The sequence below is a fragment of the Pseudomonas sp. HMSC066A08 genome, assembly GCF_001813025.1.
Lineage (GTDB): Bacteria > Pseudomonadota > Gammaproteobacteria > Pseudomonadales > Pseudomonadaceae > Pseudomonas > Pseudomonas aeruginosa.
The window spans coordinates 1-21,317 of the sequence record NZ_KV811252.1 but is presented as its reverse complement, the minus strand read 5'-3'; the positions used below and the strand labels follow the sequence as shown (position 1 = coordinate 21,317).

At 65.5% G+C, this 21,317-nt stretch carries 25 protein-coding genes and 2 pseudogenes; 13 read left to right on the top strand and 14 right to left on the bottom strand.

What is annotated here, in order from left to right; translation table 11 throughout:
• Positions 1–3: 3 nt before the first annotated feature.
• The 8 genes from HMPREF2886_RS03435 to HMPREF2886_RS03400 all read left to right on the top strand — a co-directional run bounded on the left by HMPREF2886_RS03435 (position 4) and on the right by HMPREF2886_RS03400 (position 6,836).
• On the top strand, positions 4–750 hold the full coding sequence (locus tag HMPREF2886_RS03435; RefSeq protein ID WP_073649734.1) for an energy transducer TonB family protein: 747 nt from the start codon (positions 4–6) through the stop codon (positions 748–750).
• Positions 751–817: 67 nt separating this feature from the next.
• Positions 818–2,524: a putative porin gene (locus HMPREF2886_RS03430; protein WP_039027219.1), complete on the top strand. Its 1,707-nt coding sequence runs from the start codon at positions 818–820 to the stop codon at positions 2,522–2,524.
• A gap of 34 nt (positions 2,525–2,558) precedes the next feature.
• The gene (locus HMPREF2886_RS03425; RefSeq protein WP_033973109.1) at positions 2,559–3,221 is read left to right on the top strand and encodes a hypothetical protein; all 663 of its coding nucleotides are present in this window, start codon (positions 2,559–2,561) and stop codon (positions 3,219–3,221) included.
• Positions 3,222–3,249: 28 nt separating this feature from the next.
• Positions 3,250–3,729 (top strand): YbjN domain-containing protein, encoded by a 480-nt coding sequence (locus HMPREF2886_RS03420; RefSeq protein ID WP_033973107.1) that lies wholly within the window; start codon positions 3,250–3,252, stop codon positions 3,727–3,729.
• A 4-nt stretch (positions 3,730–3,733) separates the two neighbouring features.
• Positions 3,734–4,678 (top strand): peptidylprolyl isomerase, encoded by a 945-nt coding sequence (locus HMPREF2886_RS03415; RefSeq protein ID WP_033973105.1) that lies wholly within the window; start codon positions 3,734–3,736, stop codon positions 4,676–4,678.
• Positions 4,678–5,103 carry a hypothetical protein gene (locus tag HMPREF2886_RS03410; protein ID WP_042931479.1) on the top strand — a complete coding sequence of 142 codons (426 nt, stop codon included), beginning with the start codon at positions 4,678–4,680 and terminating at the stop codon, positions 5,101–5,103. The genes HMPREF2886_RS03415 and HMPREF2886_RS03410 overlap by 1 nt, the downstream gene beginning before the upstream one ends.
• Before the next feature lie 9 nt (positions 5,104–5,112).
• Positions 5,113–6,099 carry a LysR family transcriptional regulator gene (locus HMPREF2886_RS03405; RefSeq protein ID WP_003098443.1) on the top strand — a complete coding sequence of 329 codons (987 nt, stop codon included), beginning with the start codon at positions 5,113–5,115 and terminating at the stop codon, positions 6,097–6,099.
• A gap of 71 nt (positions 6,100–6,170) precedes the next feature.
• Positions 6,171–6,836, top strand: a complete 666-nt coding sequence (locus HMPREF2886_RS03400; protein WP_042168873.1) for a helix-turn-helix transcriptional regulator — start codon at positions 6,171–6,173, stop codon at positions 6,834–6,836.
• Here HMPREF2886_RS03400 and HMPREF2886_RS03395 read toward each other — a convergent pair.
• The 8 genes from HMPREF2886_RS03395 to HMPREF2886_RS03360 form a co-directional block, all read right to left on the bottom strand.
• A complete protein-coding gene (locus HMPREF2886_RS03395; RefSeq protein ID WP_070746791.1) occupies positions 6,819–7,724 on the bottom strand; it encodes a sterol desaturase family protein in 906 nt (301 codons plus the stop codon). The genes HMPREF2886_RS03400 and HMPREF2886_RS03395 overlap by 18 nt on opposite strands.
• A gap of 78 nt (positions 7,725–7,802) precedes the next feature.
• On the bottom strand, positions 7,803–9,119 hold the full coding sequence (locus tag HMPREF2886_RS03390) for an MFS transporter (protein ID WP_039027221.1): 1,317 nt from the start codon (positions 9,117–9,119) through the stop codon (positions 7,803–7,805).
• 69 nt (positions 9,120–9,188) lie between these two features.
• Positions 9,189–10,583 (bottom strand): amidase, encoded by a 1,395-nt coding sequence (locus tag HMPREF2886_RS03385; protein WP_057389233.1) that lies wholly within the window; start codon positions 10,581–10,583, stop codon positions 9,189–9,191.
• 126 nt (positions 10,584–10,709) lie between these two features.
• Positions 10,710–11,330, bottom strand: a complete 621-nt coding sequence (locus HMPREF2886_RS03380; RefSeq protein WP_033973100.1) for a CatB-related O-acetyltransferase — start codon at positions 11,328–11,330, stop codon at positions 10,710–10,712.
• Between the two features lie 33 nt (positions 11,331–11,363).
• Positions 11,364–12,266, bottom strand: coding sequence for an alpha-1,6-rhamnosyltransferase (gene migA / locus HMPREF2886_RS03375; RefSeq protein WP_003098436.1), 903 nt, complete (start codon positions 12,264–12,266; stop codon positions 11,364–11,366).
• 254 nt (positions 12,267–12,520) lie between these two features.
• A complete protein-coding gene (gene catB / locus HMPREF2886_RS03370) occupies positions 12,521–13,159 on the bottom strand; it encodes a type B chloramphenicol O-acetyltransferase (protein WP_003120801.1) in 639 nt (212 codons plus the stop codon).
• 92 nt (positions 13,160–13,251) lie between these two features.
• The gene (toxR, locus tag HMPREF2886_RS03365; RefSeq protein ID WP_003120800.1) at positions 13,252–14,031 is read right to left on the bottom strand and encodes a toxA transcriptional regulator ToxR; all 780 of its coding nucleotides are present in this window, start codon (positions 14,029–14,031) and stop codon (positions 13,252–13,254) included.
• A 285-nt stretch (positions 14,032–14,316) separates the two neighbouring features.
• Positions 14,317–15,171, bottom strand: a complete 855-nt coding sequence (locus HMPREF2886_RS03360; protein WP_033973099.1) for a LysR family transcriptional regulator — start codon at positions 15,169–15,171, stop codon at positions 14,317–14,319.
• A gap of 115 nt (positions 15,172–15,286) precedes the next feature.
• Between HMPREF2886_RS03360 and HMPREF2886_RS03355 the strand changes: the two genes are divergently transcribed.
• Positions 15,287–15,583, top strand: a complete 297-nt coding sequence (locus tag HMPREF2886_RS03355) for a heme-binding protein (RefSeq protein ID WP_003085421.1) — start codon at positions 15,287–15,289, stop codon at positions 15,581–15,583.
• A gap of 44 nt (positions 15,584–15,627) precedes the next feature.
• Positions 15,628–16,023 (top strand): lactoylglutathione lyase, encoded by a 396-nt coding sequence (gene gloA / locus HMPREF2886_RS03350; protein ID WP_003098430.1) that lies wholly within the window; start codon positions 15,628–15,630, stop codon positions 16,021–16,023.
• A gap of 44 nt (positions 16,024–16,067) precedes the next feature.
• Here gloA and HMPREF2886_RS03345 read toward each other — a convergent pair whose 3' ends face one another.
• Together HMPREF2886_RS03345 and HMPREF2886_RS03340 are read right to left on the bottom strand one after the other, a co-directional pair.
• Positions 16,068–16,574, bottom strand: coding sequence for a GNAT family N-acetyltransferase (locus HMPREF2886_RS03345; protein ID WP_033978404.1), 507 nt, complete (start codon positions 16,572–16,574; stop codon positions 16,068–16,070).
• Between the two features lie 59 nt (positions 16,575–16,633).
• Positions 16,634–16,891: a YjhX family toxin gene (locus tag HMPREF2886_RS03340; RefSeq protein WP_003085431.1), complete on the bottom strand. Its 258-nt coding sequence runs from the start codon at positions 16,889–16,891 to the stop codon at positions 16,634–16,636.
• Between the two features lie 339 nt (positions 16,892–17,230).
• Between HMPREF2886_RS03340 and HMPREF2886_RS03335 the strand changes: the two genes are divergently transcribed.
• Together HMPREF2886_RS03335 and HMPREF2886_RS03330 are read left to right on the top strand one after the other, a co-directional pair.
• Positions 17,231–17,524, top strand: a complete 294-nt coding sequence (locus HMPREF2886_RS03335) for a DUF2845 domain-containing protein (protein ID WP_003141121.1) — start codon at positions 17,231–17,233, stop codon at positions 17,522–17,524.
• Between the two features lie 231 nt (positions 17,525–17,755).
• Entirely contained in the window at positions 17,756–18,232 is a 477-nt protein-coding gene (locus tag HMPREF2886_RS03330; RefSeq protein ID WP_033978405.1) for a hypothetical protein, read from the top strand.
• Between the two features lie 314 nt (positions 18,233–18,546).
• Here the strand turns inward: HMPREF2886_RS03330 and HMPREF2886_RS35265 are convergent, their stop codons facing one another.
• Both HMPREF2886_RS35265 and HMPREF2886_RS03325 read right to left on the bottom strand, forming a co-directional pair.
• On the bottom strand, positions 18,547–19,044 hold the full coding sequence (locus HMPREF2886_RS35265; RefSeq protein ID WP_079387666.1) for a nucleoside/nucleotide kinase family protein: 498 nt from the start codon (positions 19,042–19,044) through the stop codon (positions 18,547–18,549).
• Positions 19,044–19,961 (bottom strand): phosphotransferase family protein, encoded by a 918-nt coding sequence (locus tag HMPREF2886_RS03325; protein ID WP_070746789.1) that lies wholly within the window; start codon positions 19,959–19,961, stop codon positions 19,044–19,046. Before HMPREF2886_RS03325 ends, HMPREF2886_RS35265 begins: the two co-directional genes overlap by 1 nt.
• Positions 19,962–20,164: 203 nt before the next feature.
• On the opposite strand from HMPREF2886_RS03325, the pseudogene HMPREF2886_RS34915 reads away from it, so the two are divergent.
• A pseudogene (locus tag HMPREF2886_RS34915) lies at positions 20,165–20,418 on the top strand (transposase domain-containing protein); the annotation flags it as partial.
• Here HMPREF2886_RS34915 and HMPREF2886_RS35190 read toward each other — a convergent pair.
• Positions 20,370–20,775: pseudogene (locus tag HMPREF2886_RS35190) on the bottom strand (NUDIX domain-containing protein); the annotation flags it as partial. The pseudogenes HMPREF2886_RS34915 and HMPREF2886_RS35190 sit on opposite strands and share 49 nt — an antisense overlap.
• A 211-nt stretch (positions 20,776–20,986) precedes the next feature.
• On the bottom strand, positions 20,987–21,317 hold a 331-nt coding region (locus HMPREF2886_RS32850), incomplete at its 5' end, for an IS3 family transposase (protein ID WP_139148385.1).

Here is a 21,317-nt window from a genome sequence, read left to right as displayed (position 1 = left end):
GGGATGAACATGTCCGCCGACCCCAAGCACACCCCCGAGCCGAAAAATGCCGCGCCGCTGTCCATCGACGGCCGCCCGGCGAACCCGACCCTGCGCTACCTCAAGTGGGGCCTCGGCGCGCTGCTGCTCGCCGGCCTCGCCTGGCTGGTCTGGGAGTGGGCCAACGACATGAGCGGCGTGCGCCGCGAGGCGCCCAAGGTGCCGGCGATCATCCCGCTGCCGCCGCCGCCTCCGCCGCCGCCGGAAAAACCGCCGGAACCGGAGCAGCCGGTGGAAGAGGAAAAGATCGTCGAGCCGGAACCGCAACCCGAACTGGAGGAGGTCAAGCCGCAGGAGGAAGCGCCGCCGTCGCCGGCCGACGACCTGGCCGACCCGATGCAGATGGATGGCGACGCCCAGTCCGGCTCCGACGCTTTCAACATCGGCGCCGGCAAGGGCGGCGGGATGGCCGGTTCCGGCGGCGGTCGCGCCGGCAACGCCAGCTATAGCCAGTACCTGGCCTACGCCTTCCAGCGCTTGCTGCGGGACAACCCGGAGCTGCGCAACCTGGCGTTCCGCCTGCAGGCGGAGATCTGGCTGAGTTCCTCGGGGGATATCACCCGGGCCGAACTGACCCGCTCCAGCGGCGACCCCGAGACCGACCAGAAGGTGCTGGCCGCGCTGCGCGCCGCCGGCCGCCTGGACGAACGCCCGCCGGCTTCGCTGACCCTGCCAGTGCGCATCGCCCTGCAGGGCAAGCGGCCGGGATGAGAAGACGCCAACCCAGAACGATTTCCGGCAGGCGACTGCCTTGAAGGACCTTAGGAGCCGTACACAGATGAACGCGAAAGTGAACCGACTGGCGCTGGGGATGGGCGTCATGCTCGCCGCGCTGGCCGGCCAGGCGCAGGCCCAGCCGCCGGCGCCCTCGGAGAACGCCACGATCAACCTGATCCGCCTGCTGGTACAGCAGGGCGTGTTGAAGAAGGAACAGGCCGATGCGCTGGTCAGGCAGGCCGAGGCCGAGGCGCAGCAGGCCCAGCAGGCGCGCCAGGCCGTGGCGCCCGCGGCGGCCGTCGCCGCGGTCCCCGGGGAGGTCCGCGTACCCTATATCCCGCAGGTGGTGCGCGACCAGATCCGCGACGAAGTGAAGGCCGAGGTAATGACCCAGGCCAAGGCGGAGAACTGGGCGCAGCCCAACACCTTCCCGGACTGGGCCTCGCGCATCAGTTTCGACGGCGACGTACGCCTGCGCTACGAGTCGCGCTCCTTCGGCAACGGCAACAGCAACCAGATCACCGACTTCGCCGAACTCAACGACGACGGTCCCTATGACGTCAACCCGAATACCAGCTCGGGCCTGCCGCCGCTGCTCAACACCCGCGAGGACCGCGACAGCCTGCTGCGCCTGCGCGCGCGCTTCGGCCTCAAGGCGGCGCTGTCGGAAAGCTGGAGCGCCGGCATCCGCATCGGCACCGGTTCGGACAACAACCCGGTGTCGACCACCCAGACCCTCGGCGGCGGCTTCGGCAAGAAGGACCTCTGGCTCGACCAGGGCTACCTGACCTGGAAGCCCAGCGAGCGCCTGAGCCTGACCGGCGGGCGGATCGCCAATCCGTTCCTGTCCACCGACCTGCTGTATTCCAACGATCTCAACTTCGACGGCGTGGCGGCGATCTTCAACCAGCCGCTGAGCCGCGATGTCGCGCTGTTCGGCACGGTCGGCGCGTTCCCCGTGGAATACAGCTCGGACACCGCCTCGTCGAACGGCTTCGACAAGGAAGACAGCGACAACAAGTGGCTCTACGGCGCGCAACTGGGCGCCACCTGGAAGATCAACCCGCAGCACAGCCTTACCGGCGCGCTGGCCTACTACCGCTTCGACGATATCGAAGGGCGGCGTTCCAGCCCTTGCCGGCCCTGGGCCGGAGATCCGGAGTGCGACACCGACGGCAGCCGTCCGACCTTCATGCAGAAGGGCAACACGGTGTTCCTCCTGCGCGACATCGTGCCCAACCCGGCCGACCCGGCGAACACGCCGAACCCGCAGTACGTCGGCCTGGCCTCGGAATTCAACCTGCTCGACCTGAATCTCGGCTGGGATGCCGAGCTGCCCAACGACTTCAAGCTGCGGGTGGCCGGCAACTACGTGCACAACCTGGGCTACGACGAAGGCGACATGCGCAAGCGCGCCGGCGGTGTGGCGCAGATCGCCAACAACCTCGGCTCCGATGGCGACATCAAGAGCGGGGCGAACGCCTGGATGCTCCAGTTCACCCTGGGCAACGCCCTGGACATGCGCGACGCCGGCGACTGGCAGGTCTTCGCCGCCTACAAGTACATCCAGCCGGATGCCCTGCCGGACGGTTTCAACGATTCCACCTTCCACCTTGGCGGGACCAACGCCAAGGGCTACATCCTCGGCGCCAGCTATGGCTTCGACAAGCGCGTCTACGGTACCGCGCGCTGGCTCAGCTCCGACGAGGTCTACGGCGCACCGTTCTCCATCGACGTCCTGCAACTCGAGGTCAACACGCGCTTCTGAGCGCTCCTCGAGGCAGACCATGAAGAGGCAGACCATGAACACGCGACCTTTCTCATTACCGATCTGGGCCCAGGCGCTGCTCGCCGGGGCCGCCTTCGCCGCCTACGCCAGCCAGGCGGCCTACGCCGACAGCCTGGAGGAACGCCTGCGCACCCAGTTGCGCAGCACCACCCAGCAACTCCAGGCGCTGCAGACCGAACAGGCCCAGGCCGCCGCGGCGAAAGCCGCGCTGGAGAGCCAGCGCGATGCGGCGCTGGCCCAGGTCAAGCAACTGACCGCCGAGCTGACCCGGGCCAAGGGCCAGGCCGAGCAGCTCTCGGCCCAGCAACAGGGCTTGCACGACCGGGCGCGGCAGATGGTCGAGGCGAGCAACGAGCAACTGGGCAAGTACAAGCAGGCTTACGACGAGTTGCTGGCCATGGCGCGAGCCAAGGAGGCCGAGCGGCAGAAGCTCGACCTGGCGTTCCGCGAGCACGACCAGCAGTTGCAGCAGTGCACCGCGAAGAACCGGGAAATGTATGGCGTGGCCAAGGAGATCCTCGGCGCCTACGAGAACGTCAGCGTCGCCGAGGTGATGAAGATCCGCCAACCATTCGCCAGCGGTGCGCGGGTGAAATTCGAAGAGATGGCGCAGAAGCTCGGCGACGACCTCTACAAGACCCAGGTCGAGAACCGCCAGGCGGCGCTCGCCCAGTGAAATCCGATAGCAAACCAGGAACCCGGACATGAACGACATCACCCCGATCGAACACCTTTCCGTCGACAGCCTGACCGAGGCCTTGCAGGACGCCGGCTACCGGGTCAACCGCAGCGAGCAGAACGGCGTCGTGCAACTGCTCAGTGCCAGCCAGGGAATCGGCTACGCGGTGCGCTTCGGCAACCCGGCGGCGACGCCGGCGAGCTACCTCGACTTCACCTTCAGCTGCGCCCTGCGCGTGCAGGGCGAGTTGCCCGCCGGGCTGACCGAGCGCTGGAATCTCAGCCGGCGCTTCGGCCGCCTGTCGCAGCAGGGCGAGTTCCTGGTGATGGAAATGGACGTGATCGTCGCCGGCGGCGTCAGCCCGGCCAACCTGCGTAGCCATATCGAACTGTGGGATCGCCTGTTGCAGGAGTTCATCGCCTACCTGCGCGACTACAGCCGCCTGGCCGCGGAGCAACAGGGCATGGCGCAGGATGCCGGTCAACCCGTCGATGGCGAGGCCTGAGTCGATGCGGCCGGCATTTCGTTGCGGCGTCCTGGCGCTCGCGCTTGCCGTTCTCGCCGGCTGTGGCCAGCGCGAGGACGGTGGCGCGGGCCAGGCCCAGGCCGCGCTTGCCAAGCCATCTGCCAGCGCCGCCGCGGAGCCCGCGGTGGCCCGCCTCGGTGCCTTGCAGGTGGCGCCGGACGAACTGAAGGCGCTGCTGGCCGAGGTGCCGGCGGAAACCCGCGCGCAGTTGAGCGAGAACCGCGACGCGCTGGAACGCTGGATGCGTGCGCGGCTCGCGGAGAAGGCGCTCTACGAACAGGCCAGCGCCCAGGATTGGCAACAGCGGCCGCGGGTGAAGACGCTGATCGATGCGGCGGCGCGGCAGATCGTCCTGCGTACCTACCTGGAGTCGGTGAGCACGGTGCCCGAGGACTACCCCAGCGATGCCGAACTGCAGGCCGCCTACCAGGCGAACAAGGCGCAACTGGCTGTACCGGCGCTGTACCGGGTCAGCCAGATCTTCATCGCCGCCTCTGCGGCCGGCGGGCTTGCCGAAGCGCGCAAGCGCGCCCAGGAACTCTACCGGCAGGCCGCGGACGGTGACTTCGCCGAACTGGCGCGCAAGCATTCCGACGACCCGCAGACCGCCCGCAACGGTGGCGACATCGGCGGCTTGCTGGCGCAGGCGCAACTGCTGCCGGCGATCCGTCCGGCGCTGGAACGGCTGAAGGTCGGCGCGGTGTCCGAGCCGATCCAGGGCGCCAACGGCTTCCATCTGGTCAAGCTGACCGAGCGTCGCGACGCCCGCCTCGCCACCCTCGACGAGGTGCGTGGTCGCCTGCGCGAAAGCCTGCGCGCGCAACGCCAGGAGCAGATCGCCAAGGCCTATCTGGATGGCCTGGTGAACAACGCTACCCTGAGCATCGACGGCGCGTTGCTCGGCAAGACCCTGGCGGAACTGCACTGATGGGCGGCATCCCGGAGGCCAGGCGTGGGCCGCGCGCGAGCCGCTGGCGGCACCTGCGCAGCTGGCTGTTCGGCGAGCCCGAGCGGTTCCGCGACGAACGCCAGCGGCTCTGGGGCGCCTATGCCGCATGGCTCGGCGAGCAGGTCCAGCAGCGCCTGGGCGAAGACGCCGAAACCGCGCCGCGGCTGCTGGCCTTCCTGGAGTCGCGGCGTGCGGCGGGGCAGTTGCCGAATACCGACATCGACCTGCGGGTCTGGCTCGACGAACGCGGCTGGATCGTCCGTCTCGCCTGCCTGCGCAGCGACGCCGAGCCGATCGAGAATGAACTGCGGCGCGCGCTGATGGACCGTTCGTTGCGCCTGCCGCCGCCGGAACACATGCCGCAGCCGATCGAACTGCGGATTCGCCTCATGCCTGGACGCTAGCGAGGAAGCATGGCCCTATCGGAGTCCGCCGGGCAGCGCCCGGCACTGCTCAGGCCCGCGCAGGGACGCGACGACCGTGCCTATTGGCACGAGCTGTTCGGCTCCCTGGAGGTGGTGCATTTCTTCCTGGTCACCGCCCGTTGTGGCTGTTTCATGCAGGCTGCGCGCAGCCTGGACGTCAAGCCGACACTGCTGCGCAAGACCCTGGCCCGGCTCGAGGAGCGCCTCGGCCTGCATCTGTTCGTGCATGAGGGCAACGCCCTCTCGCTGACCCGCGAGGGCCGCATCGTCCAGGCCGCCGGGCAGCGCCTGGTCGAGGACAGCCAGAGCCACGCCGATCTTCACCGGCAACAGCCGCTGGTGCGCCTGGCGGTGGCCGAAAGCGTCCTGCACGATGTGCTCAGTCGCGAGCTGTGGGGCTACCTGCGCAAGAACGCCAACCTGCGCGTAGCCCTCGCCGAGTTGCGCGAGGGCTGGCCGGAAAGCGCAGGGCCGGCGGAGATCGCCATCTGGATCGCCGATCCGGGGCAGCCGCATCCGGCGATGGAAGGCCACTTCGCCGCACCGGCGCGCATCGCCGAGCTGGAGTACCAGCCGCACATCGGCAAGCGCTATTCGCGCGAGCGCACGCGGCCGGCCAGCGAGGACGAGCTGGACGACTACCTGCTGGCGCAGCTCCACGGTCACGCCGCCAGCGCCGCCCTGGCACCCTGGAACCGGCGGGTGGCGGCTCGCCAGTCGGGAGTGATCGAGGTGCAGAGCCACGACCTGCTGCTACAGGCGATCCTCTGGGGCGCCTGCATCGGGCTGCTGCCGCATTACGCCGGACGCCTGGAGCGCAACCTGGCGGCGTTGCCGCAGGTCTTCGACGAGCCGATGCGGCGGGAGGTCTGGATGAGCGTGCAGCCGGAAGCGGAGAACCGCGTGGAGGTGCGTGCCTTGCTCGATCTGATCGAGCACGCCTTCGACGACCGGCGCGACTGGTTCGGACGCTGACCTTGCGGGCTTGACGGCGGCCGCCATAGCCGACACCGTTTCGCCACGGAACGGCTGATGGAAGGTACGCGATGACGGAGCGGCATTGGCAGGGCGAGGTCTGGCTGGCGCGGGACCACGCGCTGTTCGCCGGGGTCAACGGCGATACCCGCGAGCACGCGCACTATGCCCACCAGTTGCTGCTGGCGGAGACGCCGCTGCGGGTGTGCGTCGCTGGCCAGGTACTGGAGGCCCGGCGCTTGCTGGTGCCGTCGCTGCAAGCCCATCGCGTCGAAGCGTCGCAGTCGTTGCTGGCGCTGTACGTCGAGCCGCTGGCGTTCGACAGCGACGACCTGCGTCAGCTTCTCGAGGACGCTCCCGGCGAGCCCGAGGCGTTGCTGGGGCGGCTTGCGCGGCTGCCTCGCCGACGGCTCGACCGCCGCGTCGAAAAGGCCCTGGCGGCGCTCGACGAGCAACTCGCGGCGCGGGTCGAGGCGGAAAGACTGGCGCGCAGCGCCAGTCTTTCGCTGAGCCAACTGGAGCGGCTGTTCGCCGTCCAGGTCGGCCTGTCGGTACGCCGCCTGGTGCTCTGGCGTCGCCTGTACCTGGCCTTCGCCCTGGCCTTGCAGGGGCGCAGCCTGACCGAGGCGGCCCATCACGCCGGCTTCGCCGACGCCGCGCACCTGTCGCGCAGCGTACGCAGCCTGCTCGGTATCCGCGCCGGCCTGTCGCTGCCGCACCTACGCCTGGCCGGCTGAACGCCCCAATCCTTCCGGCGGCTGTGGGACGTGCCTGCTGCGTGGCAGGTCGCGGAATGGCGCGAGCAACTGGCCGGTATAGTCGCGGGGATAGTCAGGCTGGTCGCCGATGCCCATGTCGGCGCTGTCCAGGCGGTAGTCGGGACGATGGAGGGCGGTGCCGAGCAGGCGGTCCCAGACGCTGAAGAACAGCGCGAAGTTGACGTCGCCGGCGCGCCCGTAGCGGATGTGGTGCAGGCGATGCAGCGGTGCCCAGGCGAACACATGGCGTAACCCGCCGATGCGCATGTCGACGTTGCTGTGTTGCAGCAGCAACTGGATGCCGATGGCGAAGGCGAGCAGCGCGGCGACCGTCTGCGGCACGCCGAGCAGCAACAGCGGCAGGGTGCCGCCGAGCGCTTCCAGGCCCAGGTGCAGGGGATGCTTCATCAGCCCGTTGAAACCGTACAGGCGCTGCACGCTATGGTGCACCGCGTGCAGCCGCCAGAGCAGCGCCGAACGGTGGCTGGCGTAGTGCACCAGGGTGATGCCGAGATCGGCCAGGACGATAGCCAGCAACAGTTGCAGCCACAGCGGCCAGGCCTGCGGCCATACCGGCCGGAAGCCCAGGACTCCGGCCAGCAGCGGCAGGGCGAGGATGCCGAGTGCGTTCAGGCTTTCGTTGACCGACGCGTGCAGGACATCGCGCAGGCGGTCGGCGTGTGGCCGGTTCCAGCGTGGCTGGTAGGGCAGTCGTCGTTCGGCGAGAAAGGACAGGCCGAGCGCTCCCAGGAACAGGACGACCAGCCAGATGTGGGAAGCCTGGCGATAGCCGACCTGCCAGGTCGCCAGGCCGATGAAGCCGGACCAGAAGAAGGGCGCGTAGGCGTAGCGCAGGAAGAACTGCATGGTGGGACCTCCGGATGAATGAGGTCCCCAGCGTCGCTCGCGACAGGCCGGCGGCGCTTGAACGAACCGCGCAAGTTCTCAGTCGCGCACCACCAGCGGCGCGCCTCCCATGTCCCCGCGACCCGGCCAGGTCTCGCGGGCCAGCCAGGCCCCACCGAGGCAGACCAGGTTGGCCAGCAGCAGGTAGCCCAGCGGCGACAGCGGATTGCCGGTGACGCCGATCAGCCAGGTCACCACGATCTGCGCGGTGCCGCCGAACGCGGCGACGCCGGTCGCATAGACCAGGGAAAAACCGGTGGAGCGCAGCGCCCGGGGGAAGCTTTCCACCAGCAGCACGATCAGCGCCGCGCCGCTCATGCCATGCAGGGCCGAGAGCAGGGCGAGGACGGCGAGGAAGACTGCCGGCTCGGGGTGACGGGTCATTGCCTGCAGTGCCGGGAACAGCACCGCGAGCAGCGCCAGGCGCGGCAGGATCAGCACGGCGCGGCGCCCGTAGCGGTCGCAGAGCACGCCGCCGAGCAACGCCGAGAGCGCCAGGGCGGCGCCGGCGACCAGCGTCGAGAGCATCGCGATGCCCGCCGGCAGGTGCAGCTCGGTAAGGGCGAAGGTGGTCATGTAGTTGAGGAAGTACTGGGTGATGGTGCTTCCGGAGAGGATCAGCAGGCCGAGCAGCAGGGCCCGCCGATGATTGCCGAACAATTCGCCGAGCAGGCTCCGGGTGCTGGCCTGGCGGCCGCGTCCGGAAAAGGTCTCGGCCAGGTTGAGGCGGATGTACAGGCCGATCGGCAGGACCAGCAGGCCGGCCGCGAAGGGAATCCGCCAGCCCCACTCCTGCAGTTGGCGCTCGTCGAGCCAGAGGGTGAGCAGGTAGCCCATCAGCCCGGCGGCGACCGCCGCGATGCCTTGCGCCACGACCTGCCAGCAGGCGTAGGTGCCGCGCTTGTGCGGCGGTGCCGCTTCGAGGATGTAGGTGGTCGCCGGTCCGGCCTCGCCGCCCCAGGCCAGGCCTTGCAGCAGGCGGGTCAGCACCAGCAGCAGCGGCGCGGCCGGGCCGATGCTGTCGTAGCCGGGGAGCACCGCGATGCCGCCGGTGCCCAGCGCCATCAGGAACAGGGTAAGGAGCATCGCCGGCTTGCGCCCGGCGCGGTCGGCGTAGGCGCCGATAAGGACCGCGCCGAGGGGGCGGATGACGAAGCCGACGCCGAACGCGGTGACCGACAGGAGCAGGCTGACGAAGGCGCTGTCGGAGGGGAAGAACGTCCGTCCGATCATCACCGCGAAGGTGGCATAGACCCCGAAGTCGAAGAATTCCACGGCGTTGCCGAGGACCACGGCAAAGACGCTGCGGCGGTTGGCCGGATCGGCGGCCGCCGGGGGACGGGTGGGGGAGCGCATGGCGAGGCCCTCTCGGAGTGACGACTGAAACACTCAGGCCTGGAGCCGAGCGACGAACGGCCGCCGGCTTCAGTCAGCCGGTGGCCGGGGCCAGCCGTGGATCGGACCGCGCCAGCCTTCGTAGGTCTTGCCGATGCGCAACAGCCAGGTATCGGCGAAGCGCGGCGCGACCAGTTGCAGGCCGATCGGCATGCCGGCGGCCGTGAAGCCGCAGTTTATCGAGAGCGCGGGCTGTTCGCCCATATTCCACGGCACGGTGAAGACGATGTGCTCGAATGGTCGCTGCGGATCGTTCAGCGGCGAGGCCCAGTCGGCGGGGAAGGCCTCGACCTGGTTGGTCGGCGTCAGCAGCAGGTCGATCTCGCCGAACAGCCGGGCGGCGCGCCGGCGCATCTCGAAGGTCTGGTTGAAACCGCGCACCGCATCGACCCCGCTGACCCGCTCACCACCCTCGGCCCAGGCGTGGATGTAGGGCAGCACCCTGGCCCGCCGCGTCTCGTCGAGGAGCAGCAGTTCGCCCCACAGGCGGGCGCGCCAGAAGTCGTTCAGGCCGTCTAGCAGGTTCCGCTCCATCAGCGGTTCGACGATGCTGAGCTGGGCGCCGTGCTCCTCGAACAGCCGCGCCGCGGCCTCGATCGCGGCGCGGATTTCCGCGTCGGGCTGCAGGCCGCAGCCGGGATCGAGCTGCAGACCGACCCTCAGGCCGCGCACCGACAGCGGCTCGGCGCTCCAGTCCAGCGCTTCCGGCGGCAGGCTGGTGGCGTCGCGGGCGTCGGGCTGCGCGAGGTAGCGCATCAGCAGCAGGCAGTCGTCCATGCAGCGGGTCATCGGACCGGCGCAGCGCCCGGTGTAGTAGGGGTCGATGGGGATCCGCCCGAGACTTGGCTTGAAGCCCACCAGACCGCACCAGCCAGCCGGCAGTCGCACCGAGCCGCCGATGTCGGTGCCCAGGTGCAGCGGTCCGTAGCCGGCGGCGGCCGCCGCTGCCGCGCCCGAACTGGAGCCGCCGGGATTGTTGGCCAGGTTCCAGGGATTGCGGGTGACTCCGTGGAAGCTGGAGAGGCCGGATGAGAGCATGCCGAAGTCCGGAACCGTAGTTTTCGCCAGGACGATCGCGCCGGCTTCGCGCAGCCGAGCGGCCGGTGGCGCGTCGCAGGGCGCGGGTTGCAGGCGGGTGGCGGCGCTGCCCAAGGGGATAGGTTCGCCAGCGGTGGCGATCAGCTCCTTGATGGTTACCGGCAGCCCGTCCAGCGGGCCTTTGGGCTGTCCCTTGCGCCAGCGCTCGGTGGCTGCCGCGGCCTGTTCGCGAACCCGTTGCGGGTCGAAGCGATACAGCGCGTTGAGATGCGGTTCCCAGCGCTGGATGTGGGCCAGCAGATGCTCGTAGTACTCACCAGGCGAGAGTTCCCGGCGGGCGAACAGTGCCAGCAGGCGGGTTCCCGAGAGGTCGTGCAGCGCGGTCATTCAAGCTCCCTCGAAGAACGGCCGCAGACGTGAAGCGGCCGGCCTACCCGTTGTCGGGCGGCGATTCGAAACCAAGGTGTATCGGGGAGGTATAGCCCATGACCGGCGATCGTTCCCGCCGGGGAATCAGCCCTTGCGTTGCTCGATGTAGCGCAGGAAGGCTGTCATGTCGGTACTGCACAGGGTCCGGGCGACCTGCTTCACCTCGTCCACCGGCCAGTCCCACCAGGCCGAAGCCAGCAGGGCTTCGCGGATGTCTTCCTCGAAGCGCCAGCGGATCTGCCGGGCCGGGTTGCCGCCGACGATGGCGAACGGCGGCACGTCGCGGGTCACCACCGCGCCGGCGGCGACTACCGCGCCATGCCCGATGGTGACGCCGGAGAGGATCAGCGCGTTCGTACAGATCCAACAGTCGCTACCGATGATCACGTCGCCGCGGCTCGTGGTGCTGTCGGGGATGTCGGCGACTTCGTCGATCATCTTCGGGAAGGGGTAGGTGGTGAGCCAGTCGGTATGGTGCTCGCCGCCGAGGAGGATCTTCACGCCGGCGGCGATCGAGGTATAGGCGCCGATCCTGAGGGTGGCCTTGTCGCCGAACTCGGTGACCTCCGGGATCCCGTAGGTGCCCACGCCGACCTCGTAATGTGGGTAGGCAAGACGGATCTTCTCCGGGGCCTTGAAGATCTTTTCCCAGCCACGGAAGTACTTCCGCTCTTTGCGTTTTTTCAGTTTTTCCAGGAATTTCATCGAATTACCTTGCCACCTTGGAGTCCGTGGGGCTCAGGTGGTCTCGTGATGGAGGAGGAAGCGCTTCAACCGGCGGAAGGTGGTGCGGTTCCACTGCCGCAGCGGTAGCGAGCGGAGCAGTTGCCAGGCGTGCCGCTTGTCCGCGACCACGGCGTATTTCAGGGCCTTGTTGACCAGCTCCGTGCGGCCGCGCTCGTAGGCGGGATGCGACTGGTAGGGTGCGATGGTACGCAGGTCGGCATCGAGCAGCACCTTGTAGCGCCGCGACAGGTTGTCCGGGTGGCGCCGGTAGCGGGTGACCAGCACCGGCAGCTTGTGGATCTGGTAGCCCTGACTGGCGATGCGCAGGGTCATCTGGAAGTCCTGCACCTTGATCTCGGGATCGTAGAAGCCGGCGGCGCGCAGGGCCTCCATGCGGTACAGGGACACCGGGGCGCCGCAGACGTAGGCGTTGCCCAGCAGGTAGTCGAAGTCCAGCTGGCGGATGCGATTGCCGTTCTGCCGCTTGGTTTCCTGGCCTTCGCTGTCGATGTAGATCACCAGGGCGCCGACGCAGCCGACTTCCGGGTGCTGGTCGAGGTACGCGGCGCGCACGCTCAACGAGTGCGGCAGCATGATGTCGTCCAGGTCCGGCGTGGCTACGTAGTCGCCGCGGGCGTGTTGCAGACCGAAGTTCAGCGCTGCGCTGACGCCCTGATTCTGCTGGCGGTAGAGCTGGAAACCGTGGACTTTCTGCAACTGCTCCAGCATGGCGTAGCTGTTGTCGGTGGAACCGTCGTCGACGATGATCACTTCGAAATTCGGGTAGTCCTGCTCGTAGATGCTGCGCAGGGCTTCTTCCAGGTACTTTTCCGCGTTGAAGCAGGGCGCTACGACGGATACCAGCGGGGCGTCCGTCGTGCCTGAGTGCTTGCTGGAAGTGGCTTCTTCAATCATGTGTCGTTCTTGTCACTCGTCTTGCCCGGTAGCCGTTCCAGGGGGCCGTCGGTCATGAAGTCCTGCGATCGTTCCGGCGATCGGTGCTCGGCACGGGCTGTCGGAAATACAGCGTTTCGCTCCGCCGGTACGGTCGCTGGAGTGGCTCTGGCACGCATGCCTGGATGGCCAGGCATCGCGACAGTATACCGTTGGAAGCATAGAGGGTAGGCCATCGGGCCCGAGAAAAATCCTCGACCTCCTTCGTCCAACCGTCAGGCCGTGGCCTGGCGCTGCTTCCAGTGCCGGTACAAGGCGGGGATATCCCCGGCGCACAGCAGCGGCATGGCTGCCTCGATATCGGCCAGTGGCCAGTCCCACCAGGCCATTTCCAGCAGGTTCTGGATGTCGCCATCGGAAAAGCGCTTACGAATGGTCCGGGCCGGGTTACCGCCGACGATGGCATAGGGCTCGACATCGCCGGTCACCAGCGCGCGACTGCCGATGATGGCTCCGTGGCCGACCCGTACGCCGGGCATGAACATCGCCTCGGTACCGATCCAGACGTCGTGGCCGATCAGCGTGTCGCCCGCTGGCTGGTAGCCGTTCACGGCGCCGGCGAAGGCAGGCTCTTCGTGCATGAAGTGGAAGGGGAAGGTCGACGCCCATTCGGCGCGATGTCCCTGGTTGCCGGCCATGATGAAGGCGGCGCCACTGCCGATCGAGCAGAAACTGCCGATGACCAGCTTGTCCACGTCGTCGCGGTCCGGCATCAGGTAGCGGGCGCAGTCGTCGAAGGAGTGCCCGTGATAGTAGCCGGAGTAGTAGCTGTAGCGCCCCACCCGAATGTTCGGGTTGCTGACCTGTTCCGAGAGCAGCTTGCCCCTGAAGGGGCTCTCGAAATAGTTGCCCATGACCGTCGTCCCTGTCCGTCGAAACCGCCAAGGGTAGCGCCAGGCGGGATAGCGGGCCAGCCTGGCGTGACAGCTGGCAGCCGCGTCGGCGTTCAGCAGGCCGGGCTGCTGAACGGCCAGGCCTGGAAAGGCTCCGAATAGTGCCTGCCGTGCCGGAAGGCGAAGGGGAGCGCGTTGGCTTGTTGGTGCAGTTCCTCGTTGTCGACGTTGAGGCAAAGCATCTGGATGTCCTGTGCCACCAGCAGCCGGTTCAGGTACTCGATGCTCTTGCGCTGGCGCAGGTTACGCGTCAGCGGGCCGGGTGCAAGCAGGCGTGCGTCCAGGCCCAGGTAATCGCAGAGGCCGGCGTCGACCTCGGCGAAGCATTGGCGTGCGTCGGTATCGATGCGTTGCGGGTGCAGCGCGATGCGCACGCCGCTGTCGCGTAGCCGGGCCAGGGATGCCAGGTACTCCGCCGAGGCGGGTTCCTGCTCGTCGATGGCCAGCAGCAGGCAGAGTTCGACCTGGTGCTGCTGCAGTTGCCTGGCCGAGGCCAGGATCCGCTCGCAGACCCCGGCGTTGCCCAGGCTGCTGGCATGCAGGGGAATGAAGTTCTTGCCGAGCAGTTCGAGGTCGGTGTTGTGCCGGTGCACGCACAGGAGGCGCGCCAGCAGGTGCTTGACCGCCGCCTCGGCAAGCAGCGGCGGTGCGCCGGAAAGGAAGGCCGACAGATCGACGCGCTGGCGCCGTTCGCGCAGGGAGAGCTTGCTGCCGACCAACGCGCCGTTCCTCGCATAGATGCCATGGGCGAAGAGCTCGAATCCGTCGTTCGCATCACGGTTGCCGAGGCAGAGCCATTTCAATGGCGGGGGCGTTCTGTCTGTCGCAGTCATAAGTGATGGCTCTATGGGCAAATCTCGCCAAGGCGCTCGGGCATGGAGCCCGCACGCAGGGTTGAGGGGTATCTAGCGGAGACGACCCTACCTCCCACGAATCAAGGTCTTTCGTCGGAAAACCCAGGGGGCAGGTAGGGGATCGGCTCGGCAATCGGCCGCCGAGGGTACTTCCGGTGTCGCCGCCAGGCCTGGTTGGTGGCGGCTTTTTCTCTGGTCTGTGCAGTGGTTCCGCTGTTACCGATTTTTCCGAGTGCGTTTGTGTTGCGGCATCGTTCGCTGGCGTCAGTCGGCGCCGATGCTGTCGATGAAGCCCTGGATCAGCGGCGAGGCTTGCTGTTTGCGCCAGACGAAATGGATATCGCTGGAGTCCAGGCCGGCTACCGGCTCGGCATGGAAACCCCGGCGCGTGGAGGGCATGCGTGCAACGAAGCTCTCCGGCACGCAGGCGAAGCCGAGACCGGCCTCGATGCAGGCGAAGAGGCTCGGGTAGGACTCGATTTCCAGGGTTGCACGCGGCTGGATACCGCTCTCCTCCAGCCAGCGGTCGACCTGGCGGCGGTAGTGGCAAGTGTGGCCGAACACATAGAGTTCGAGGCTGGCGAGGTCCTCGGGAGTGGGGGCCGGCAGGTCGGCGGGAGTGACCCGCAACAGGCGCTCGCGGAAGGCCAGGCGGCTGGACAGCAACGGGTGTTCGATGGGGCCGTCGGTGACGATCAGGTCCAGCTCTCCCTCCATCAGCAGGCGCTCGAGCAGCAGCGAATGCTCCGGGCGGATGTGCAGTTCAACGCCCGGCGACTCGCGGCGGTAGCGGGCCAGGCGCTGGGGCAGGTGATTGGCCAGGGCCACGTCCAGTGCGCCGACCCGTAGCGCGCCTTGCGCCTGGTCGCCGGCGAACAGCGCGGCGGTCTCGTCGGCCAGCGCCAGCAGGCGCCGGGCGTGGCGATACAACAGGCGGCCCTCGGGGGTGACCAGCAGGCGGTTCCTTTCGCGATTGAACAGGGCTACGCCGAGTTGTCCTTCGAGTTCGCGCAAGCGGGTAGTGATGTTCGACGGCACGCAATGCAGCTGTTCGGCCGCGGCTGCGATGGTGCCGCGTTCGACCACCGCACAGAAGAATCCGAGTTGAGAGAGTTTCACGTCATTCTCTTTAAGTGAGTGCCTTGCTGATTATTGATTACTTTTAATGAATGAAAGGCCACCCTAGCATGGACCTCGCGATCGCTTCCAACCCCATTTCACGAGGAAAGATTCCATGACCTACCACGTACTGGTTCAGTTCGACGTTCCCTCCGACAAGCGCGAAGCGTTCGCCGCGGCAGGCCTGTTCGATGCCAATGGCTCGTTGCAGAACGAACCGGGCACCCTGCGTTTCGAGGTGATCCGCGACGAGAACAACCGCAACCGCTTCTACCTCGACGAGGTGTACGAAGACGAGGCGGCGTTCCTCCAGCATTGCCGCAACGAAACCATCGCACGCTTCTACGAACTGATCGACAGCTACGCCTTCGGACCGCTTTTCCTGTTCAAGGGCTACCGCGTCGAGGGTTGATCCCCGCTCCGGCGGCTCGCCGCCGGACTCCACGGAGAATTTCCATGCGAATCCTACATAGCATGCTCCGCGTGGCCGATCTCGAGGCCGCGCTGGAGTTCTACACCCGCGCCCTGGACATGCGTCTGCTACGGCGCCGGGACTATCCCGAAGGCCGCTTCACCCTGGCCTTCGTCGGCTACCAGGACGAGCGCGCGGCCGCTGCCCTGGAATTGACCCACAACTGGGACCGGGACGGCTACACCCAGGGCGACGGCTACGGCCACCTGGCCATCGAAGTCGAGGATGCCGCCGTCACCTGCGCCCGGGCCAGGGCGCTGGGCTATCGGGTCACCCGCGAGGCCGGGCCGATGCAGCACGGACGCAGCGTGATCGCCTTCCTCGAAGACCCGGACGGCTACAAGGTGGAACTGATCCAGAAGGGTACCCAGTTCGATTGAGCCCGCGACCAGGGGGGCGACATAGCGGCTGCTGTCGTTGCGGCTCAGCCGCTGGCGTCGAATGCGGCGTGGAAGGCCACTATTCCTCGCTCCATGCGCCCGTTGAAGGACTGTGCCTGGAAGTATTCGGCGGGAACGCCGGGTAACGCCAGGCCGCTTTCCACCCGAAAGCCGAAGCGCGAGTAGTAGGTCGGTTCGCCCAGTACCACGCAGCCGCCCGCGGGCAGCAGTCGCAGCTCGGCGAGCAGGCGCCGGACCAACTGCGAACCGAGACCCTGGCGCTGTCGCCCGGGCGCCACCGATAGCGGCGCAAGGCCGTACCAGTCGCCCGCTTCGCCATCGATGGTCACTGGCGAGGCTGCGATATGGCCGATCACCTGGCCATTCGCTTCGGCCACCAGCGAAAGCGTCAGCGCGCTGGCTCGGCGCAGGGCATCGACGATGTACTGCTCGGTATGGCTGCTATGCGTTTCGTTGCGGAACGCGGCTTCGGTCAGGCGGGCGATGGCGTCGATGTCGCCGGGCGTTTCCGCACGGATGGAAATATTCATGCAAGCACTCCTCGGAACCCCCGCCTTGTCCCGGCGGGGGCAATGGAAAAGGAAAGGGGTCAGCGATTGTCCGCCTGCGGGCGCACGGCTTTCAGCCCGGCCATGGATATCCGGTAGGGCCTGCCCTGGCGGGAGTGGACCAGGCCCTTGTTCTTCAGCCTGGAGAACACCGCCAGGGTGCAGTCGAGCAGCAGGTGGCCGTCGCGGTTGTAGCACTCGACACGGGTGATCTTGCCCGAAGCGTCGCGAAGGAAGGCGATATGGCCGCCCTGGGCCAAGGCGTGAAGCGTCCGTTGTTCCGGCTTGGAAACGTTCATGTCGGTAGAACCTGTAATCATCGGTGTGACAACGCGGCCGCACTGCGCGAAAAGGCGCGTGCGAGCCATGGCGAAGGCAGATAACCGGCGACACCTCGTGCGGGACGACGAAGTGGCGGTTATCGGATGACTACTATCTCCAACATGCAAGCCTCGGATCGGGGAGGGCGCAGCCACGAAAGCGTGCTGCGATGCGGCAGTCTAACGAAGCTGGCGAAGCGACGGCAAGGAATTGCCTGCGTCGCCATGCCGCTGTGCGACGCTTGCGCCTTTGTGAGGGAGTTCGCCTCGCCCCGCGACGGTCCGCGCTTTCATTATCGGGGGACGCGGGAGGTATCCATGTTTCGCACGGCGCTGACGCTGTTCATGTCTTCGTTGGCAATTCCTGCCGTCGCCTCGATGAGATGCGGCACGCATCTGGTGGACGAGGGCGACAGCGTCGAGCAAGTCCTGGAAAGGTGCGGGCAACCGCTGAGCAGGATCGTCAACGAGCCTGCCCTGCGCAACAACGGCGTGCCCAAGTTGAATGCCGCACGCACCGAATTCTGGGTGTATGGCCCCAGTGGAGGCGTCTACCGACACTTGCGCTTCATCGATGGCAAGCTGGTCGAGATTCGGCTCGAGCGGAAGTGATACGAGGCTGTTGAGGAGTTATTCCTACAGATAATTACTAATTTGCTGCGGGACACCGTGAAAGAGCGCTGAGCGAGAAGACGAGCCGGGTGCGGAGCCAGGTGGATGCGTCTTCCGTCGTGTAGGAATTGCCCGATATCGGGCTGCGGGGCGGAAGGTTGCGGGCCACCCTGATCGCATACCTGAAAAGTTGGCGGCGTAATCTCCGCGATTTTCAGGCGAGGACGCGTCGTGTTGAAGTTATTGGTCGTGGTTGCTTCCCTGTTCATCGGTGGAGGCATGGCCATGGGAGAGCCCGGGGGGGCGGATGGGTTTTCCGCTGTCGCAGCGGTCGATCCGGGAGCGAACCCCGAAGCGCAGCTGGACGGGGAGTCCCAGGAGGTCAGCGAAGCGCCGGCCTATCGCGTGGATGACCTCACCTTCCTGTACCTCACCCATGAGGTCTATCTGGAACCCTACGTTTCCTGCCGTCCGAAAGTCCTGGGCGAACGTTCGTACGTCGCCTGCTGGAACGAAACCTATTCCGGCCGCTCCCCGCTGAATTTCTGGGAATACGCCGAGGGCGACTTCCTCGCCCTCAACGACCCGGCACGTGTGTTGGCCGAGGGAAAGTTCGCCAGCGAGCAGCACATCGGCGAAGCGCCCCTGCCGCTGCCTCTGGATATCGATCTGGACCAGTTGGAGCGAGCCTATTCGCTGATGATGTAAGGAAGAGGAGCCTTCCGACCGCGCCTCCGCCGAAATCCAGCGGGCGCTACCGATCTTTCCCGGGTTTACGCGGGGAAAGCCTGAAAACAGAAAGCCCCTGGCACTGGTTGGTGTCAGGGGCTTTTGCATTGGAATCTGGAGCGGGTGATGGGAACGACACCCGGTTTCTAACTCGTTGAATAAAAACAATTTTCCAACGATGCAAAAATTAAAATGGACTACATCGTGGACTGGCTTCTCACACGTAGGCAATGGCTACGTCCAGCCTCCGCTACTGGTGTCCACGCCAATCCAACAACTCCGCAGTGCGAGCGTCACTTTCTGCTTCTGGTATCTACCCTCGTACTGGTCCATGGTTTCAAAGAAGGAAACCTTCCCACTGCGCGACAAGACCCGATCCAATGCGAGATGGGGTGGCAAATCGAGTTAGACGTAGAGATCCGGCCGGGGAAGCAATGCTGCGTTTGTGGAAGTGAGCGCCGAGAAGGGATACCGCAAAACCGGTCATACAACCTACCCGTGAGATCATATCGGTCACAAACCACAAGCTGTGCAGGCGAACCGGCAACCTGCTCCATGGTGTACGCAGCGGAAGCCCAGAGGCATGCGGAGAGCATCTCGTTTGTGATGCAGTGGTGGGCTTCGAAATTCCGGATGATATCCTTGACCATTGGTTGGTCGTGGAACGATCGCTTCAGGAAGCTTACATTGCGCTGCATCGAGCGCGCCTCGAGCGCCTGAATCAGGGTAGATTTCCCTGAACCATCGGAGCCCTCGATGGCGACGAGGAATCTCGCGGTGTTGGATTGCATCAGGAAAGCCCGGCAATGCGTGCGGCGTCGGCCGCTTCGCTGAATTTACCCTTCTTTAGCCAAGTGGAAATCGAAAGTATCGTCCGCAGTTGAAGCGCTGCACCGAATACCTGTTCGCGGATTCCGCTATCGGATAAATACGAGAACCTGTAGATTTGCGCGGCGTCTGCCTGACCACCGAGGCTGAGTCGCAGAAACGTATACGCCGCGCACATGGCCGGATGCGTGAGGCGGCAATTCGGATCGATGATCACGATTTCTCCGGCCGTATTCAGCAGGACGTTGTCCATGGAAAGGTCCGAATGGGTCAAGGTACCACCGCTTCTTTCGCGTTCGCAATCCGATTCGATGCGGCACGTTGCGGCGAGAAATTGCGAGCGCAGTCGCCCCTGGAACATTTCGTGCTGCACTATCTGAGCAAGACGTCGTTCCCACTCGATCTCCATTTCGTCGGAGAAGGTGTCGGCCACACCTCGCCACGGGTGTTCCCTGTCGGGACGACCGTATCCTTGTCCGGCGGCACGATGCATCAGACTTTGAAGTTTGGCGATTCGCTTCACCATGTCGGTTGACACATGGCCGGACCTGGCGAGCGGCGAGCCATTCACTCTCTCCATGACCAGAATGTCGGGCTCATGGTCGTGGGTTGCGTCGTCAACCAGCAAGACATTGGGGACCGGAACGCCGCTGGCTCGCCAGGAATCCAGGAAGTAGGCCTCCGACTTTGCAGTGCCCGGCGCAATCGTAAGCTTCACGACCACCGGCAGACCGGACAAGCGCTGTGTCCCACTCAGCACTGTCGATTGTCCGTTCGACAAAAGCTGCAGATCATGAAACCCGCCTTCGCACCGGCGAACAAGCAAGGCGTTGATAGCGGCCAGCGACCACGACGAACCATCACTCAAGCGTATATCCATAATTTCCTCTTTCCCGTACCTGCTCACGGAGCCTGAAAAGCGACGAAAAGCGCTCCATGAACAGATTCCTGGCTTGTGCCGGTACGTGCATCGAATGTGCGATCAAGAGCCGTATGACGGGAGACCGCGACGTAGGTTCTGTGAGCAGCCGAAGGGTGAGATTCCCTTCGCCTGACTCGACTTCTCGCCTGACTCGACTTCCCGGGGCGCTGCGCAGCGGCAAGCGGGCGGCGGCGATCATGAGCCTGATCCCGTCGGCACGGATGAATGGGCACGATCCGTATGCCTATTCAAAGATGTGCACACACGGCTGCCAACGCAGCGGGTGAGTGAAATTGGGCAACTTCTACCGCATCGGTGGGTGTGCCGACTTAAGCTACGCAGGGTGAGTTTGGCGTACGCTGAGACTTCAGCGAGGCTAATCCTAAGAAAGCCCAAGGCATCCTTGAAAATCTGATGCCATCTTTCAGACGGCTCGCTCGCCAGTGGGTGCCAAAAAAAATCTGAATTCATGCCCTCCATCATCTTCTGCAAAATGAATCCAGATATCAGGAAGATCCTGCGCCACATGACATTCATGGAATACCCATGTGTGCCCCGTTGTGATCGAGCGCCATTCACCTAAATCCCGCTTCACCGTGGCTGGAATTCCTGCTTCTTCTCTCAGCTCTCGTACAGCGGCCATGTCGGTTGACTCACCTGGTTCCACACTCCCTTTGACCAGTTGCAGGCCTGCCAATGGATGCTCAAACGCCAGAATCTCCAGTGTTTCACGGCCTCGCAGTACCACTGGGCAAGCTTTATCCGCTGTCATGCAGTTACACCTTTTCCCTTTTCAGTTGATCCCTAGAAGGGTCGAGAAGCATACGGGAGGTAAGCTGCCATCGGAACCGATGCCGCGAAAGCAGCGTCAAGGTGTGTTTCGCATCCGCTTATCGTTCACGTCAATTCACGTGTATGCATCAGCTTCTGACATCCCGCCCCGCCGGATAAGAGGTCTGATTAATTTCCAGGGAGCGATGCGATCATTTGATCAAAGGGGTTCTACCCCATTTCCATGGACAGTTTGAAAAGGCTGAAAACTTCAGATCTTGCCGGGCGACTCTACGACGCATTCGTGGGTTGTGAAACCGCTCGATGTAGTCGAATAAATCCGCCCGTGCTTCATCACGAGTGCGATACGACTGATGGGCAACGCGCTCCCATTTGAGCTGACCGAAGAAGCCTTCACAGGCAGCGTTGTCGCCGCAATGTCCGACGGCACTCATGCTGCAGACCAGCGTGTTGAGATTCAGAAAGCGCTGGTAGTCCGCACCGGTGAATTGGCTGCCGCGATCCGAATGCAGGATCACTGAC